Raw genomic sequence first — 15894 nt, 5'->3', positions numbered from 1 at the left:
CCAGTCCATCGAGATGTTCACCGAGCCCGCAGGAATCGGCGCTCGGCGGGGAGGACCGGAACAGCGAGGACGCGCTCGTGGGAGCGACGACGACCCGGGGCGGCCGGGACCGTGGCCGGGGACGATCGCGGTGGCGCGGGGCGGCTGGGTGGTCCCCGGCTGCGTCCCTCCCGATGCGCACCGCCCACACCTGCAGGCCGGAGGTCGTGTGCGCGCCCGGCAGGGATCGAACCTGCGACCAAGTGCTTAGAAGGCACCTGCTCTATCCGCTGAGCTACGGGCGCTCGCGACCGATCATCGCACCGTGGGCGCCGCCTGCCGGGCGGGCCGCGCGGGGCGGCACCCGGTGGCGCCGCCCCGCGCTCCCGGCTCAGCCCAGCTTGGCCCGGGCGTGCTCGCTGAACTGCCGCATGGCCGCCACCGGGCCCACCTCGAGGAAGGCGGTGTCCTCGTCCATCCGGGCGGTGTGGCCGGCCGGCCAGTAGTACGCCTCTCCGGCGCGGGTGACCGACTCGGACCCGTCGGCCGCCGTCACCCGCACGGACCCCTCCAGCACGACGCCCCAGTGGGGACTCGGGCAGCGGTCTCCCGGCAGCCCCATCAGAAGGGGACCCATGTCCGTGCCGCCGGGCACGCGCGCGAAACGGACGGCCATGTCCCCCCACTCGGCGTACCGGGTCACCAGTGGCCCCTGCTGGACCTCGATCGGGAGGGCGTCGAGCGCGGAATTCATGGTGGTCTCTTCTCTCCTCGGGTGCCGGCCCGTCGGACCGGTCACCCGGGGAGGCGGGACAAACCGTGTCCCGGTGGGGACGACGCCGCTCCCGGACGGGCGGGCCGGTCATAGGCTCGGCTCCGTCGGACCCCGGACGACGGCGGAGGGGGCGAGCACGGTGCACGGACCCGACCGTGCGGGACAGCACGCCGACCCCGGCGCCGCGCTGGCAGCGGGGGAGTTCACGGCCGCGCTGCGCCTGCTGCGGGAGGCCCGGGCCCGCCGCCCGCTCTCGCCGGTCGAGCTCGACCAGTTGGCACGGGCTGCCTACGGCGCCGGGGAGCTCGAGGAGGCGATCACCGCCTGGGAGGAGGCCTGCGCCCGCGCGGCGGCCGAGGGGGACGACGTGGCGGCGGCCGCCGCCGCGGCGACCGTCGCGGTCCACCTGATGATGGACACCGGGCTCATGGCGCCCGTCCGGGGCTGGATGGCGCGCGCGGAGCGCCTGCTCGGGGACGCCGCCGGGTCGCCCACCCACGCCCTCCTCGCGATGACGCGCACCTACGAGCGGTTCATGACCGGGGACGTGGAGGGGGCCCGGCGTGCTGCGGAGCGGGCCGTCGACCTGGGCGTGCGACACGGTCCGCCCGTGGCGGCCGCTCTGGGGCGGGTGGCCACCGCGCGGCTGCTCATCCTCGACGGGGACGTCGACCGGGGCCTGGAACTGCTCGACGAGGCGGCCGTCAGCGTGGTCTCCGGCGAGCTCGACGCCCTCGGGACCGGGATGGTCTACTGCGAGCTCATCTGCGCCATGCAGGGCCTGGCCCAGTACGACCGCGCCGAGCAGTGGACCGAGGCCATGGAGCGCTGGCGGGTCGGCACGGCCTTCGGCGGCATCAACGGCCGCTGCCGGGTCCACCGCGCCGAGATCCTCCGGCTCCGCGGGGCGTGCGCCGAGGCCGAGGACGAGGCCCTCGGTGCCTGCCGGGAGCTGCGGCCCTGGATGCGGCGGGAGTACGGCTGGCCGCTCACCGAGCTCGGGACCATCCGGCTCCGCCGCGGCGACCTGACCGGGGCCGAGGAGGCCCTGCTCGCCGCCTCCGAGCACGGGTGGGAACCGCAACCCGGCCTCGCGCTGCTGCGGCTGGCGCAGGGGGACGCGGCCACCGCGGCCGGGATGCTGCAGGATGCGCTCGACCACCCGTGCCCCGTGCCGTCCAAGGAGTGGCCGCCCGCCGGCGCACTCCGGCGGGCGCCGCTGCTCGCCGCCCAGGCCGAGGTCGCCGTGGCGACCGGTGACCTCGGCCGCGCCCGCGCCGCCGCCACCGAGCTGACCGCCGTCGCGGCCACCTTCCGCAGCCGTGCCCTGGACGCGAGCGCAGCGCTGGCGCGCGGCCGGGTCGCCCTCGCCGAGGGGGACGCCCCCGCTGCCGTCGCCGCCTGCGAGCAGGCCCTCGCCGGTTGGGACGACGTCGGCGCGCCCTACGAGACCGCGCTCGTGCGGGAGGTGCTGGCGCGGGCGCACCGGGCCCTCGACCACCCGACCCTCGCCGAGCGGGAGGAGGTGGCCGGGCGGGCGACCCGGGAGCGCCTCGGCGCCGCGCCGCCCCGGCGACCACCCCTCGCCCCGGCCGCGGACGGGGAGACGGGGGTCTTCCGGCTCGACGGCGACACCCGCACGGTCACGTTCGCCGGGCGCACGGTGCTCCTGCAGGACCTCAAGGGGATGCGCTACCTGGCCCGGCTGCTGGCCGCGCCCGACCGGGAGCTGCACGTGCTGGACCTGGTCGCCACCGAGGGGGGCGGCGTCGCCGACACCGGGGACCTGGGGCCGGTGCTCGACGCGCAGGCGCGTGCCGCCTACCGGCGCCGCCTCGCCGAGATCGACGAGGACGTCGAGCAGGCCCGCGCCCTCGGCGACGAGGGTCGGGTCGTGCGTGCGCAGGCCGACCGGGACTACCTGGTCCGCGAGCTGTCGCGGGCCTTCGGGCTGGGCGGGCGGGCGCGGTCGGCCGGCTCGGCCGCCGAGCGGGCCCGGACGAGCGTCGGCCGGGCCGTCCGGTACGCGCTGGCGCGGATCGCGGCCCACCACCCCGCCCTGGGCGACCACCTCGGACGGACGGTCCACCTCGGGACCTACTGCTGCTACGGGCCCGATCGGCGGCTGCCGGTGCGCTGGCGGGTCTGAGCCGTGCGGGGGACCGGGTCGGTGGGGCGTCACGGCCGCAGGTGAGCACGGGCTCCCGACGCGACCACGCCGTCCGTCCACAGGCCGGTCTGCCGTCCACAAGCCGGTCCGTCGGGCTCCCTGCCCGGCGCGGGGCGGGAACGGTCGTCCGCGTCCGGCACCGCGCCGGTCCCGCCGCCCCGGCGGGGCACACCCCGAGGAGCACCGTGAACGACACCTACGTGACCGTCGTCGGCAACGTGGTCGACGCGCCCCGCCGCTACCGGCCCGACAGCGGCAACCCCGTGACCAACTTCCGCATGGCGTCGACCTCCCGCCGCTACGACAACCGCACCCAGGAGTTCGTCGACGGCGGCACCTTCTGGGTCGACGTCGAGTGCTGGAACGAGCTGTCGGGCAACGTGTCCGGCAGCATCAGCAAGGGCGACCCGGTGATCGTGCACGGCGCCCTGACGACGCACAGCTGGGAGGGCGACAGCGGCCGCCGCAGCGTGCCGCGGATCAAGGCCTTCGCCGTCGGCCCGAACCTCGCCCGGGGCCGCGCCGACTTCACCCGCACCCCGCGGCCCGCCCGGCCGGGGGCCGAGGGCCAGGTCCCGGAGCCCGAGGGCCGGGAGCCCGAGGCCGGCGCGGGCTCGCTCGGATCGGGCGGGATCCCGCTGCCCGGCCGGGACTACGTGACCGCCGACCCGGCGTTGCACCAGTCGGACGCCCCGGACCTCGCCGCGGAGCCCGCGCACGTCTAGTTGCCCGGGCTGGGAGGATCGGGGGCGAGCACGCACGGGGCGGGCCGGCCACCGGCCGGCCCGCCCCTCATCGCGACCGACGGAAGGCCCCCAGCCCAGTGGCTCAGTACATCTACACGATGGTCCGTGCGCGCAAGGCGCACGGCGACAAGGTGATCCTGGACGACGTCACCCTGTCGTTCCTGCCCGGCGCCAAGATCGGCGTGCTCGGGCCGAACGGTGCGGGCAAGTCCACCGTTCTCAAGATCATGGCGGGGATGGAGCAGCCCTCCAACGGCGAGGCGTCCCTGGCCCCCGGTGCCACGGTGGGCATCCTCGAGCAGGAGCCCCCGCTCAACGAGGAGCTCGACGTCCGCGGCAACGTCGAGGAGGCGGTCAAGCCCCTGCGCGACGCGCTGACCCGCTTCGAGGAGGTCAGCGCGGCGATGGGGGAGCCCGACGCCGACTTCGACGCCCTCCTCGCCGAGCAGGGCGAGCTCATGGAGGTCATCGAGAACGCTGACGGGTGGGAGCTCGACGCCCGCATCGAGCAGGCCATGGACGCGCTGCGCTGCCCGCCCGGCGACGCCGACGTGAAGGTCCTCTCCGGTGGTGAGCGGCGCCGCGTCGCGCTGTGCAAGCTGCTGCTCGAGGCCCCGGACCTGCTGCTGCTCGACGAGCCCACCAACCACCTCGACGCCGAGAGCGTGGCCTGGCTCGAGCAGCACCTGGAGAAGTACGCCGGCACCGTCGTCGCCGTCACCCACGACCGGTACTTCCTCGACAACGTCGCCCAGTGGATCCTCGAGCTCGACCGCGGCCGCGCCTACCCCTACGAGGGCAACTACTCCACCTACCTCGAGACCAAGGCCGCCCGCCTCAAGGTCGAGGGGGCCAAGGACGCCAAGCGGCAGAAGCGGCTCAAGGACGAGCTGGAGTGGGTCCGCTCCGGCGCCAAGGCCCGCCAGGCCAAGAGCAAGGCGCGGCTGCAGCGCTACGAGGAGATGGCCGCCGAGGCCGAGAAGTACCGCAAGCTCGACTTCGAGGAGATCCAGATCCCGCCGGGCCCGCGGCTGGGCAACGTCGTCGTCGAGACCAGCCACCTCACCAAGGGCTTCGGCGACCGGGTCCTCATCGACGACCTGACCTTCACGCTGCCCCGCAACGGCATCGTCGGCGTGATCGGGCCCAACGGCGTCGGCAAGACGACGCTGTTCAAGATGCTCGTCGGCGAGGAGAAGCCGGACGACGGCGACATCAAGGTCGGGGAGACCGTCCAGGTGTCCTACGTCGAGCAGACCCGCAGCGGCATCGACCCGAAGAAGACGCTGTGGGAGGTCGTCTCCGACGGCCTCGACCACATCCAGGTCGGCAACGTCGAGATGCCCTCGCGCGCCTACGTGGCGGCCTTCGGGTTCAAGGGCCCGGACCAGCAGAAGCCGGCCGGCGTGCTGTCCGGTGGGGAGCGGAACCGCCTCAACCTCGCCTTGACCCTCAAGCAGGGGGGCAACCTGCTCCTGCTCGACGAGCCGACCAACGACCTCGACACCGAGACGCTGACCAGCCTCGAGGGAGCGCTGCTCGAGTTCCCCGGCTGCGCCGTGGTGGTCAGCCACGACCGGTGGTTCCTCGACCGCGTGGCGACGCACATCCTCGCCTACGAGGGCGACTCGAAGTGGTTCTGGTACGAGGGCAACTTCGGCGACTACGAGAAGAACAAGGTCGAGCGGCTCGGCCCCGAGGCGTCCCGCCCGCACCGCGCCACGTACCGCAAGCTCACCCGCGACTGAGCTGCGGTCGCGGTCGACCCGCGGCGGACCCACGACCGGCCGGCCGGAGTACTGCTCCGGCCGGCCGGTCGCCGTCCCGGTCCGACCGCCCCGCCGCGGCCGTGATCTCGGAGATGTCGCCGCGCCGGGGCGGGCGTGTCCCCGGGCAAGAACTCCGAGATCACGGACGGGTCAGGGCACGAACCGGGCGACCAGCGCCCGCTGCCAGGGCGTCTCCACCGCCCGGCGGCGGTAGCGCGCCCGGACGAAGGCCACCGCGTCCTGCGCGGGGACGCCGTCCAGCACGGCCAGGCAGGCCAGCGCCGTCCCCGTGCGGCCGGTGCCGCCGTGGCAGGCGATCTCCACCCGCTCCGCGGCCGAGCGCTCCCACGCCGCGCGCAGCGCCTCCCGCAGGGCGGCGGGGTCCGCGGGCAGCGCGAAGTCCCGCCAGCGCACCCACAGGCTCTCCGCGGCCGGCCCGGTCACCGGTCGCCCCGCCAGGTACACCCCCAGCGCGACCGGCCCGCCCGTCGGTTCCCGCAGCGCCCGGCCCCGCACCCGGCGGCCCGAGGGCAGCTCGAGCACACCGGGGAGCGCGGCGTCCCACGGCCCGTCCGCACCGTGGAGCGCGGCGTCCTCCGGCCCGTCCACGACGCCACCGTAGGCCGGTGCCTGCGCGGGGCCGGGAGGCGGTGCGGCACAGTGTCGGCCGTGAGGCACACGGTGCAGGTCCCGATGCGCTGGTCGGACATGGACGCCTACCAGCACATCAACAACGTCGCCTTCCTCGGCTACTTCGAGATGGCCCGCGTCAGCCTGCTCTTCGAGCACCCCACCCACGACGAGCGCACCGGCATGCGCCGCGGGCTCGTCGTGGCCGCCCACGACATCCAGTACAAGCGCTCGGTGGTCTACGACGCCGAGCCGCTGGAGGTGCAGATCTGGGTCTCCGGGATCCGCGCGGCGTCCTTCACCTGCCACTACGAGGTCTTCGACCACGGCCGGCTGGCGGTCACCGGCAGCACCCTGCTGGCGCCCTTCGACTTCGCCCTGCAGCGGCCCCGCCGGCTCACGCCGGGGGAGAAGGAGTTCCTCGCCCGCTGGGGCGACGAGCCCGCCACCTGAGGGCCCCCTGGCGGGGCGGCCCGGGACCGGCGGGGGCGCGGCTCAGGAGCGGTACCCGGAACCGGCCGGCGCCCCGGCCACCACGCCGGAGCCCGCGTGCATCCAGTCCCGCGGCGGCGCGGTCTCCACCACCCGCTTGCCGAGCGGGAACAGCCCCACGGCGGCCAGCTTGAACGAGGCGATGCCGAAGGGGATCCCGATGATCGTCAGGCAGAAGCCGATGCCCGCGACGACGTGGATCAGCGCCAGCCACCAGCCCGCGACGAGGAACCACAGCAGGTTGCCGACCGCCGAGGCCACCCCCGCGCCCGGCGCGGGGACGGTGGTGCGCCCGAACGGCCACAGCACGAAGAAGGCCAGCCGGAACGCGGCGATGCCGAAGGGGATCGTGACGACCAGCAGGCAGGCGATCAGCCCGGCGACCGCGTAGGCCAGCGCCAGGATCCAGCCCTGCAGCACCAGCCAGACGACGTTGAGCAGCAGTCGGAGGGTGTCCACACCTGTTCCACGCCCGGCGCCGGAGCGGGGTTCCGCGCCCGTCACGGCCCCCGGACGACGACGGGCCCCGCGCCTCCGTGAGAGGGGGGCGGGGCCCGTCGAGGACCGTCTCAGCGGCGCCGCTGCGCCACCCGCCACGCGGTGCCGAGCACGGCCGCGGCCACCGCGGCCTTCACCAGCCCGCCGAGGATGAAGGGGTAGAAGCCGGCGTCCAGCGCCTGAGACGCGGTCATCCCGGTGCTCAGTGCCAGCCACGGCACGCCCACCGCGAAGATCACGGCCTGGCCGGCGACGAACAGCGGCACCGCCTTGAGCGGGGTGCGGTCGGCGCCGCGCCGCGCCGCCAGGCCGATCAGGCAGGCCGCCGGGATGAAGCCGACGACGTAGCCGCCCGTCGCACCGAACACGACGTCCCACCCGCCGCTGGCCTCCGAGTAGAAGGGCAGGCCGACCAGCGCGCTGAGGATGTAGAACACCTGGACCGCGACGCCGCGCACCGGGCCCAGGCTGGCCGCGACGAGCACCACGGCCAGCGTCTGGCCGGTGATCGGCACGGGCGACCCCGGCACCGGCACCGACACCTGCGCCAGCAGCGCGGTGAACAGGACCCCGGCGGCCACGAGCGCGGCGTTGCGCGCCCGGACGGCGGGCAGCAGGTCGGCGAGGACGAGCGGGCGGGACGGCAGCGCCGGCACGGATGCGGTGGCCAAGGATCCTCCTGCGGCTCGGGCGGCACCCGGGGTCGGGCGCCGTCGGTCGCCGGTGAGTCTGCCCCATCCCCGTGCCCGGCGGCACCGCCGGGCACGGGGGACGGCGCCGGGCGCGGTCAGGCGCGCAGCCACACCGCCACGTCGGTGCCGACCTCTCCCGCGGAGACGTCCGCGCTGGCCAGCAGCACCTCACCCTCCGGGACGGGCACCGGGCTCCCGGAGAGGTTGACCAGGCAGACCAGCCCCCCGGCACGGCGGAAGGCCAGGCAGCCCTCGGGCGCGGGCAACCACTCCAGCGACCCACCCGAGGCCGCCGACGCCCGCAGCCGCAGCGCAGTCCGGTACAGCGACAGCATCGAACCGGGGTCGGCGGCCTGGGCCTCCGCGGTCAGCCCCGCCCACCCCTCGGGCATGGGCAGCCAGGTGTCCCGGCCGGTCGAGAAGCCGTAGGGCGGCTCGGTGCCCGACCACGGCACCGGGATGCGGCAGGCGTCCCGGCCGCGCTCGGTCCGGCCCGAGCGCTCCCAGATCGGGTCCTGCAGCACCTCGTCCGGAAGCTCGACGTCCGGCATGCCGAGCTCGTCGCCGTTGTAGAGGTACGCCGCCCCCGGCAGGGCCAGCTGCAGCAGGGCCGCGGCGCGGGCCCGCCGGGTCCCGACCTCCCCGCCCCCGTAGCGGGTGACGTGCCGGGGGCGGTCGTGGTTGGACAGCACCCAGCAGGCCGGCGCCGGGGTGTCGGCGACGGTGGCCAGCGAGTGGACGACGGCGTCCCGCAGGGCGGGGACCGACCACTCGGCGGTCAGCAGCTTGAAGTTGAAGGCCAGCTGCAGCTCCCCGGGCCGCAGGTACTGCGCCAGCCGGGCGTCCTCGGAGACCCAGACCTCGCCGACGGCCATCCGGCCCGGGTAGGCGTCCAGCACGGCGCGGATCCGCCGGTGCACGTCGTGCACGGCGTCCTGGTCGAAGCGGTGGTCGCCCGGGCCGTGGTCGGCGAGCAGCCCGGTGTCCTCCATCGGCAGCATGTCGGGCAGCCCGTCGGGCTTGGCCATGCCGTGGGCGACGTCGATCCGGAACCCGTCCACGCCGCGGTCGAGCCAGAACCGCATCGTCGTCTCGAGGTCGTCGAGGACCTCGGGGTTGGTGAAGTCCAGGTCGGGCTGCTCGGGGGCGAACAGGTGCAGGTACCACTGCCCGTCGGGGACCCGCGACCACGCCGGGCCGCCGAACACCGACGGCCAGTTGTTCGGCGGCTCCGCGCCGTCGGGGCCGCGACCGTCGCGGAACAGGTAGCGCGCCCGCTCGCGGGACCCGGGGCCGGCGGCGAGGGCGGCCTCGAACCACTCGTGCTGGTGCGAGCTGTGGTTGGGGACCAGGTCGACGGTCACCCGCAACCCGGCGGCGTGCGCCTCGGCCAGCAGCGCGTCGAACTCGGCGAGGTCGCCGAACACCGGCTCGACGTCGCGCGGGTCGGCCACGTCGTAGCCGTGGTCGGCCATCGGGGAGGGGTAGAACGGCGTGATCCACAGCGCGTCGACGCCGAGCTCCACCAGGTGCGGCAGGCGGGCGCGGATCCCGGCCAGGTCGCCCACGCCGTCGCCGTTCCCGTCGGCGAAGCTGCGGATGTAGACCTGGTAGAAGACCGCGTCGCGCCACCAGTCGACGTCGGTGCGGCGGGGGGCGACCAGGCCAGGGGTCAGGGCGGTGTCCGGGTTCACCGGTCTCCTCGGTGGAAGGACCTCGGCCTCCTCACCCCTCGCACGCTCGGGGCGAGCCTCGGGCCGAGGCGGGGGGACGGGGGTCCTGCTACAGGGGGGAGAGGCCGCCGGGCGCGTCGTCGGGCCAGCGGTTCTGCATGCTGCGGGCGGCCATCTCCAGGTACCCCCACAGTGTGGCGTCCTGCGCGGCGGGCAGGTCGAGGGAGTCCACCGCGGCGCGCATGTGCTCGAGCCAGGCGTCCCGCTCGACCGGGCCGATGGCGAACGGCGCGTGCCGCATCCGCAGCCGGGGGTGCCCGCGTTGGTCGGAGTAGGTGGTCGGCCCGCCCCAGTACTGCTCCAGGAAGGCGCGCAGCCGGGCCTCGGCGCCGGCCCAGTCGTCCTGGGGGTAGAGCGGCGCGAGGCGGGGATCGGTGCGGACGCCGGCGTAGAAGCGGGCGACGAGCCGGGCGAAGGTCGGGGCGCCGCCGACCTCCTCGTAGAAGGTCCGCGCCGAGGGCAGGGTCCGGCCGGGGTCGCTCACGGTACCGATCGTCCCGCAGCCCGGGCCCCGGCTGCCATGTGACCCTGGGCTCGGACGTAGCCGAGCAGCGGGACGACGACGGCCACCAGCCCGAGCGCCCCGATGACCGCGACGACCTCGGAGGGCGCGAGCCGCTCCGCGACGAGGCCGGCGGCGAGCACACCGATGCCCTGGACGCCGTAGAGCCCGCTGACCGCGACGCCGAAGGCGCGCCCGCGGTAGGCGGCCGGCACGGCCTGCACGAACGCCACGTTCAGCGGGATCGACCAGGCCGCCCCGAGCCCGGCGACGAACATCAGGGCCACCACCACCAGGTAGGTGCCCCGGCCCGGCTCGGCCCAGGTGGCCACCAGCCCGGCGAGCAGGATCGGCGCGAGCGACAGCACCACCAGCGGCGGCACCAGCCGCTCGCGCAGGTGCGGCGGGACCAGCCGGGCGATCACCAGCCCGCCGAGCGTGGCCCCCAGCGGGTTGGCCGCCAGCAGCACCCCGACCTCGGCGGCGCGCTGGTCCAGCTGGTCGACCAGCGGCGCGGCGATGCCCTCGGCCGCGTTGGCGAACAGGGTGCCGACCCAGGTGAGCGCGATGATCGTCCGGAGCCGGGCCGAGCGGCCGATCAGCCGCAGCCCCTGGCCGGTGTCCCGCCAGACCGACCGGGGTCCGGCGTCCTCCTCCTCCACGGCCGGGGCCGGGCGCCGCTGCAGCCGCGCGCCGAGCCAGACGGCCGAGAGCACGAAGGTGCCCGCGTCGAGGAGCAGCACCAGCGACGGCGACAGCAGCGTGATGAGCGCGCCCGCGAGCACGAACCCGACGACCTGCGAGACCTGCCCGCAGACGTTGGTCAGGGAGGTGGCGACGGCGTAGCGGTCCCCGGTGAGGACGTCGGCCATCAGCGCCGAGCGCGCCGAGTCGAACGGGGGCGCGCAGACCGCGACCAGCAGGAGCAGGCCGAGCAGCACCGGCAGCGGGGTGCCGGGGATGGCCATGCCGGTGACCAGCAGGGCGCGCAGCACGTCGCTGGCGATCAGCACCCGGTGCCGCGGCAGCCGGTCGGCCAGCGTGGACAGCAGCGGCCCGCCGAGCAGCCAGGGCAGGTAGCTGATGCCGAAGGTGATCGCGGAGAGCAGGGGGGAGGACGTCCGCTGGTAGACCAGCACGGTCAGGGCGACGCGGGCCAGTTCGTCGCCGATCGTCGACAGCAGGTACGTGCCGAACAGCGGCCGGAACTCCGGTACGGCGAAGACCTCGCGGAAGGTGGCCGGCCGCCGACCCGGGACGTCGTCGGTCACGGCGAGCCCGCGGCCGCGGCGGGGACCGCGCCCAGCAGCGGCAGCGGCGTCCGGATGCCCTCGGCGACGAACCGCTCCTTCAGCCGCAGCCGCAGCTCGCGGCCGACCTGCCACTGGTCGGCGTTGGTGCTGCGCACCTGCACCCGCATGAGCACCGCCTCGGTGGTGATCTGCTCGACCCCGAGCGACTCCGGCGGCGCCAGCAGCACCGCGGCCCACCCGTCCTCGCCGTACATGGCGTCGGCGACCTCCTGCATGAGCTCCCGGCAGCGCTCGAGGTCGGTGTCGTGGGCCACCGGCATGTCGATCACGACCTGCGCGTAGCCCTGGCTCTTGTTGCCGACGCGGAGCACCTCGCCGTTGCGGGCGTACCAGACCACCCCGTTGACGTCGCGCAACCGGGTCGTCCGCAGCCCCACGGCCTCCACGGTGCCACGCGCCTCCCCGAGGTCGACCACGTCCCCGACGCCGTACTGGTCCTCCAGGATGATGCCGATGCCGGCGATGAAGTCCTTGACCAGGTTCTGCGCGCCGAAGCCGAGGGCCACGCCCACGACACCGGCGCTGGCGAGGATCGGCGCCAGGTTGATGCCGAGCTCGCCGAGCACGAGGACGACGGCGATGCCGGTCACCACCATCGACGCGCAGCTGCGCAGCACCGACCCGATGGCCTCGGCGCGCTGGGTGCGGCGGGCCGTGACCGGCTCCGGGGTGTCCCCGGGCACGGTGGAGCGCGGCCGCCGCGGGCGCAGGACCGCCGGCACGGCGCCGGTCGCCGTCCGCTCGGTGAGCCGGCGGATCGCCCGGTGGGCGAGCAGCCGGACGAGCACCGCGACGAGCAGGATGACGGCGATGCGCGCCGGCGTGGCCACCAGCGTGTCGGCGTTGGCCGCCAGCCAGTCGAGCCCGGCGAGGTCGTAGACCCGGGCGCACAGCGTGGTGGGGTCGTCCACGCAGTCGGGGACCGTGTCCGCCAGCCCCCCGTCCCCGGCGGCGACCACGCTCAGTGAGGATCTCATCACGGACGATCCTCTCAGGTCGGAGGGCCCGCGTCAGCGCTTTGTGACAGGAGTGCCACCGCCGCGGGGGCGGCGCCCGCACCCGCGTGCCGGGCGGTCCCCGTGGCGGGCGATCTCGGCGCACCCGATCGGGTGTGCCCGACCGTGGGCGGGTGCGGTGCCGTCCGGCGCCTCCCTAGCGTGCGGCCCGAGTCCGCCGCCGACCGGCGCGGACCGGGAGTCCTGGAGGACCCGTGCGCCGCTCGTTGCTCAGCCTCACCCTCGCCGGGGCCGCCCTGCTCACCGCCTGCGGCGCCGAGGAGGCGGCGCCGGCCGCGCCGGGGGCCGCGACCGCGGAGGGCGGCACGACCGCCGTCCGCCTCGGCGCCATCCCCATCGTGGACGTGGCCCCGGTCTACCTGGCCCAGGAGCAGGGCATCTTCGCCGAGCACGGCCTCGAGGTGGAGCCGTTCCTGGCGCAGGGCGGGGCGGCGATCGTGCCGGCGGTCATGAACGGCGAGGCGCAGTTCGGCTTCTCCAACGTCACCAGCCTGCTGCAGGCCGAGGCGCGCGGCGTGCCGCTCGGCCTGGTCGCGCCGGGGGCCGGGCCGACCGGCGACCCCCGGGCGGACTACGCGCTGGTCCTGGTGGCCGGCGACAGCCCGTACCGCACGGCGGCCGACCTCGAGGGCGGCCGCGTCGGCATCAACACGATCAACAACATCAGCGACACCGTGGTGCGGGAGAGCGTGCGGCAGGCCGGGGGCGACCCCAGCGGCATCGAGTTCGTCGAGATCCCCTTCCCCGACATGGTCGCCGCGGTCGCCTCCGGCCAGGTCGACGCCGCCTTCGTGGTCGAGCCCTTCGCGACCCTCGGCGCGGCCCAGGGCCTGCGCCCGGTCGCGGCGCCCTACACCGAGACCGCCGAGGGCCTCACCGTCGCCGGCTACTTCACCTCGGACCGGTACGCGGCCGAGAACCCCGACGTCGTGCGCCGCTTCGCGGCCGCCATGGCCGAGGCCAACGCCTACGCGCAGGCCAACCCCGACGCCGTCCGGGAGATCCTCGGCGCGTACACCAGCATCCCGCCGGAGGTGGCCGCGCAGCTGACGCTGCCGGACTTCCAGACCGAGGTCGACGAGGACTCCGTGGCCCGGCTGCTCGAGCTCGGGGAGCAGGACGGGATCATCGAGGGCGACGTCGAGGTCGCCGACGTCCTCACCGACGTCGGCTGATCGCCGGGTCGCGGGTCACGATGCGGTCGAGATCCGAGGCTCCGCGTTGACGGTCGTCGTCCGGGCTGCCTAACGTCGCCCGACCCGTCGGCCCCTGTCCGGGGGCGGCGGCGCGGGAGGACGAGGAGGAGCGCGTGCGACGAGGGACGTGGACGAGCCTGGCCGTGGCCGGTGCACTGGTGCTGGCCGGCTGCGGCGGGGACGACGGGGGGACGGCCTCCGGTGGCGGGGGCGAGGGGGCCGGGGACGGCGGTACGACCTCGATCCGCGTCGGGGCGATCCCGATCGTCGACGTCGCCCCGCTGTACCTGGGCATCGAGCAGGGGATCTTCGCCGACGCCGGGCTGGAGGTGGAGCCGTTCCTCGCCCAGGGCGGGGCGGCGATCGTGCCCGCGGTCGTCAACGGCGAGGCGCAGTTCGGCTTCTCCAACATCACCAGCCTGCTGCAGGCCGAGGCGCGCGGCGTCCCGCTCGGCCTGGTCGCGCCGGGCCCCGGCGCGACGGGCGACCCCGCCGAGGACTTCGCCGGGGTGATCGTGCCGGCCGACAGCCCGGTGCAGTCGGCGGCCGACCTGGCCGGCCTGCGGGTGGCGATCAACTCGATCAACAACATCAGCGACACCGTGGTGCGGGAGAGCGTGCGGCAGGCCGGGGGTGACCCCAGCGGCATCGAGTTCGTCGAGATCCCCTTCCCCGACATGGTCGCCGCGGTCAGCTCCGGGCAGGTCGACGCCGCCTTCGCCGTGGAGCCGTTCGCCACGCTGGGCGAGAGCCAGGGCCTGCGGGTGGTCTCCTCGCCGTACACCGAGACCGACGACGACCTGAGCGTGGCCGGCTACTTCACCTCCGACCAGTACGCCGCGGAGAACCCCGAGGTCGTGCAGGCGTTCGCCGACGCCATGGTCGAGGCCCAGCAGTACGCGCAGGACAACCCCGACGCCGTCCGCGAGGTGCTGGGCACCTACACCCAGATCCCCGCCGAGGTCGCCCAGCAGCTCACCCTGCCGACCTTCCAGACGGAGCTGAACCGGGAGTCGATCGAGCGGCTGCTCGAGCTCGGGGAGCAGGACGGGATCATCGAGGGCGAGGTCGACCTCGAGGCGATCTACGCCGAGACCGACTGACGCACCCCGCCCGCCGGGCCCCGCACCGCCGTCGCGGTGCGGGGCCCGCGCGTTCCCGCCCCCGGAGGGGCGCACCGGTCCGGGGGCTCCAGGACACGATGCGGTCACGAGGGCCGGGTCGGGCCGGCCGGCGTCCGTACCGTGTCCACGGGCCGCGCGTGAGCGCGGTCACGGCGGCCGGTGGAGGTCGCCGCCCGAGCGGGAAGCGTGGAGGACCGAGTGCGCCGGACCCTGATGACCCTCACCGTCGCCGGCAGCGTGCTGCTGGCCGGCTGCGGGGGTGCGGACGAGGAGGCTCCCGAGGCCGGTGGCGGGGGAGCCGCGGCCGAGGACTGCGGCGAGGTCGACGCCAGCATCCGCGTGGGCGCCATCCCGATCGTCGACGTCGCCCCGCTGTACCTGGGCATCGAGCAGGGGATCTTCGCCGACGCCGGGCTGGAGGTGGAGGCGTTCCTCGCCCAGGGCGGGGCGGCGATCGTGCCCGCGGTCGTCAACGGCGAGGCCCAGTTCGGGGTCTCCAACGTCACCAGCCTGCTGCAGGCCGAGGGCAGGGGCGTCCCCCTGGCGCTGGTGGCGCCGAACTCGGGGGCCAGCGGCAACGCCGAGGACGACTACGCGGCGGTCATCGTCGCCGGGGACAGCCCCTACCAGACCGCCGCGGACCTCGACGGCGCGCGGATCGGGATCAACTCGATCAACAACATCAGCGACACCGTGGTGCGGGAGAGCGTGCGGCAGGCCGGGGGCGACCCGGACTCGATCGAGTTCGTCGAGATCCCCTTCCCGGACATGGTGTCCGCGGTCAGCTCCGGGCAGGTCGACGGCGTCTTCGCCGTCGAGCCGTTCGTCACGCTCGGCGAGCGGGCCGGGCTGCGCGCGATCTCGGCCCCCTACACCGAGACCGCCGAGGACCTGCTCGTGGCCGGGTGGTTCACCTCCGACCAGTACGTGCAGGAGGAGCCCTGCGTGGTGCAGGCCTTCGCCGACGCCATGGTCGAGGCCCAGCAGTACGCGCAGGACAACCCCGACGCCGTCCGCGAGGTGCTGGGCACCTACACCCAGATCCCGCCGGACGTCGCGCAGGAGCTGACGCTGCCGGCCTACCCGACCGAGATCAACCGGGAGTCGGTCGAGCGGCTGCTCGAGCTCGGGGAGCAGGACGGCATCGTCGAGGGCGAGGTCGACCTCGACAACCTGGTCGTCGAGTCCGACTGAGGGAGGACCCTCCTCCTCCCCACCGCTCGCAGGCTCGGGGCGGGCCCCGGGAGAGGGCCGACCCC

15 protein-coding genes and 1 tRNA gene are annotated in these 15894 nt (G+C 75.2%); 7 read left to right on the top strand and 9 right to left on the bottom strand.

Features of this window, described 5'->3' with window-relative positions:
- Positions 1-211: 211 nt before the first annotated feature.
- Positions 212-284 (bottom strand) — tRNA-Arg (locus ACI8AC_RS02745).
- An 86-nt stretch (positions 285-370) separates the two neighbouring features.
- Positions 371-733: a hypothetical protein gene (locus tag ACI8AC_RS02740; protein ID WP_456894938.1), complete on the bottom strand. Its 363-nt coding sequence runs from the start codon at positions 731-733 to the stop codon at positions 371-373.
- A 160-nt stretch (positions 734-893) separates the two neighbouring features.
- Here ACI8AC_RS02740 and ACI8AC_RS02735 point away from each other — a divergent pair, with 160 nt between their 5' ends.
- From ACI8AC_RS02735 to ettA, 3 genes are all read left to right on the top strand, one after another.
- Positions 894-2903, top strand: coding sequence for a transcriptional regulator (locus ACI8AC_RS02735; protein ID WP_456894936.1), 2010 nt, complete (start codon positions 894-896; stop codon positions 2901-2903).
- A 206-nt stretch (positions 2904-3109) separates the two neighbouring features.
- The gene (locus ACI8AC_RS02730) at positions 3110-3649 is read left to right on the top strand and encodes a single-stranded DNA-binding protein (RefSeq protein ID WP_456894934.1); all 540 of its coding nucleotides are present in this window, start codon (positions 3110-3112) and stop codon (positions 3647-3649) included.
- 98 nt (positions 3650-3747) lie between these two features.
- Positions 3748-5418 (top strand): energy-dependent translational throttle protein EttA, encoded by a 1671-nt coding sequence (gene ettA, locus ACI8AC_RS02725; RefSeq protein WP_456894932.1) that lies wholly within the window; start codon positions 3748-3750, stop codon positions 5416-5418.
- A gap of 171 nt (positions 5419-5589) precedes the next feature.
- Here ettA and ACI8AC_RS02720 read toward each other — a convergent pair whose 3' ends face one another.
- On the bottom strand, positions 5590-6048 hold the full coding sequence (locus tag ACI8AC_RS02720; RefSeq protein WP_456894931.1) for a protein-tyrosine phosphatase family protein: 459 nt from the start codon (positions 6046-6048) through the stop codon (positions 5590-5592).
- A gap of 60 nt (positions 6049-6108) precedes the next feature.
- Between ACI8AC_RS02720 and ACI8AC_RS02715 the strand changes: the two genes are divergently transcribed.
- Entirely contained in the window at positions 6109-6522 is a 414-nt protein-coding gene (locus ACI8AC_RS02715; protein ID WP_456894929.1) for an acyl-CoA thioesterase, read from the top strand.
- Positions 6523-6564: 42 nt separating this feature from the next.
- On the opposite strand, the gene ACI8AC_RS02710 is transcribed toward ACI8AC_RS02715, so the two are convergent.
- From ACI8AC_RS02710 to ACI8AC_RS02685, 6 genes are all read right to left on the bottom strand, one after another.
- Positions 6565-7020: a YccF domain-containing protein gene (locus tag ACI8AC_RS02710; RefSeq protein ID WP_456894928.1), complete on the bottom strand. Its 456-nt coding sequence runs from the start codon at positions 7018-7020 to the stop codon at positions 6565-6567.
- Between the two features lie 110 nt (positions 7021-7130).
- Positions 7131-7730 carry a biotin transporter BioY gene (locus ACI8AC_RS02705; RefSeq protein ID WP_456894926.1) on the bottom strand — a complete coding sequence of 200 codons (600 nt, stop codon included), beginning with the start codon at positions 7728-7730 and terminating at the stop codon, positions 7131-7133.
- A gap of 116 nt (positions 7731-7846) precedes the next feature.
- A complete protein-coding gene (locus ACI8AC_RS02700) occupies positions 7847-9445 on the bottom strand; it encodes a glycoside hydrolase family 13 protein (protein WP_456894924.1) in 1599 nt (532 codons plus the stop codon).
- 88 nt (positions 9446-9533) lie between these two features.
- Entirely contained in the window at positions 9534-9968 is a 435-nt protein-coding gene (locus tag ACI8AC_RS02695; RefSeq protein ID WP_456894922.1) for a globin, read from the bottom strand.
- Entirely contained in the window at positions 9965-11257 is a 1293-nt protein-coding gene (locus ACI8AC_RS02690) for an MFS transporter (protein ID WP_456894920.1), read from the bottom strand. The genes ACI8AC_RS02695 and ACI8AC_RS02690 overlap by 4 nt, the downstream gene beginning before the upstream one ends.
- Positions 11254-12276 carry a mechanosensitive ion channel family protein gene (locus ACI8AC_RS02685; protein WP_456894918.1) on the bottom strand — a complete coding sequence of 341 codons (1023 nt, stop codon included), beginning with the start codon at positions 12274-12276 and terminating at the stop codon, positions 11254-11256. The genes ACI8AC_RS02690 and ACI8AC_RS02685 overlap by 4 nt, the downstream gene beginning before the upstream one ends.
- Positions 12277-12509: 233 nt before the next feature.
- Here ACI8AC_RS02685 and ACI8AC_RS02680 point away from each other — a divergent pair, with 233 nt between their 5' ends.
- The 3 genes from ACI8AC_RS02680 to ACI8AC_RS02670 all read left to right on the top strand — a co-directional run bounded on the left by ACI8AC_RS02680 (position 12510) and on the right by ACI8AC_RS02670 (position 15829).
- Positions 12510-13490 (top strand): ABC transporter substrate-binding protein, encoded by a 981-nt coding sequence (locus ACI8AC_RS02680; RefSeq protein ID WP_456894916.1) that lies wholly within the window; start codon positions 12510-12512, stop codon positions 13488-13490.
- A 134-nt stretch (positions 13491-13624) separates the two neighbouring features.
- Positions 13625-14614 carry an ABC transporter substrate-binding protein gene (locus ACI8AC_RS02675; RefSeq protein WP_456894914.1) on the top strand — a complete coding sequence of 330 codons (990 nt, stop codon included), beginning with the start codon at positions 13625-13627 and terminating at the stop codon, positions 14612-14614.
- A 219-nt stretch (positions 14615-14833) separates the two neighbouring features.
- Complete coding sequence (locus ACI8AC_RS02670) at positions 14834-15829, top strand: ABC transporter substrate-binding protein (RefSeq protein WP_456894912.1); 996 nt, start codon at positions 14834-14836, stop codon at positions 15827-15829.
- Positions 15830-15894 lie beyond the last annotated feature (65 nt).

Source organism: Geodermatophilus sp. SYSU D00758 (assembly GCF_054049955.1).
Note: the sequence above shows the minus strand (reverse complement) of the source record. Positions and strands in the feature narration are given on the sequence as shown.

Bases quoted from the DNA above. Each gene is read 5' to 3' on its own strand.
- ACI8AC_RS02740 (WP_456894938.1), bottom strand. From the start codon at position 733: ATGAATTCCGCGCTCGACGCCCTCCCGATCGAGGTCCAGCAGGGGCCA.
- ACI8AC_RS02685 (WP_456894918.1), bottom strand. From the start codon at position 12,276: ATGAGATCCTCACTGAGCGTGGTCGCCGCCGGGGACGGGGGGCTGGCG.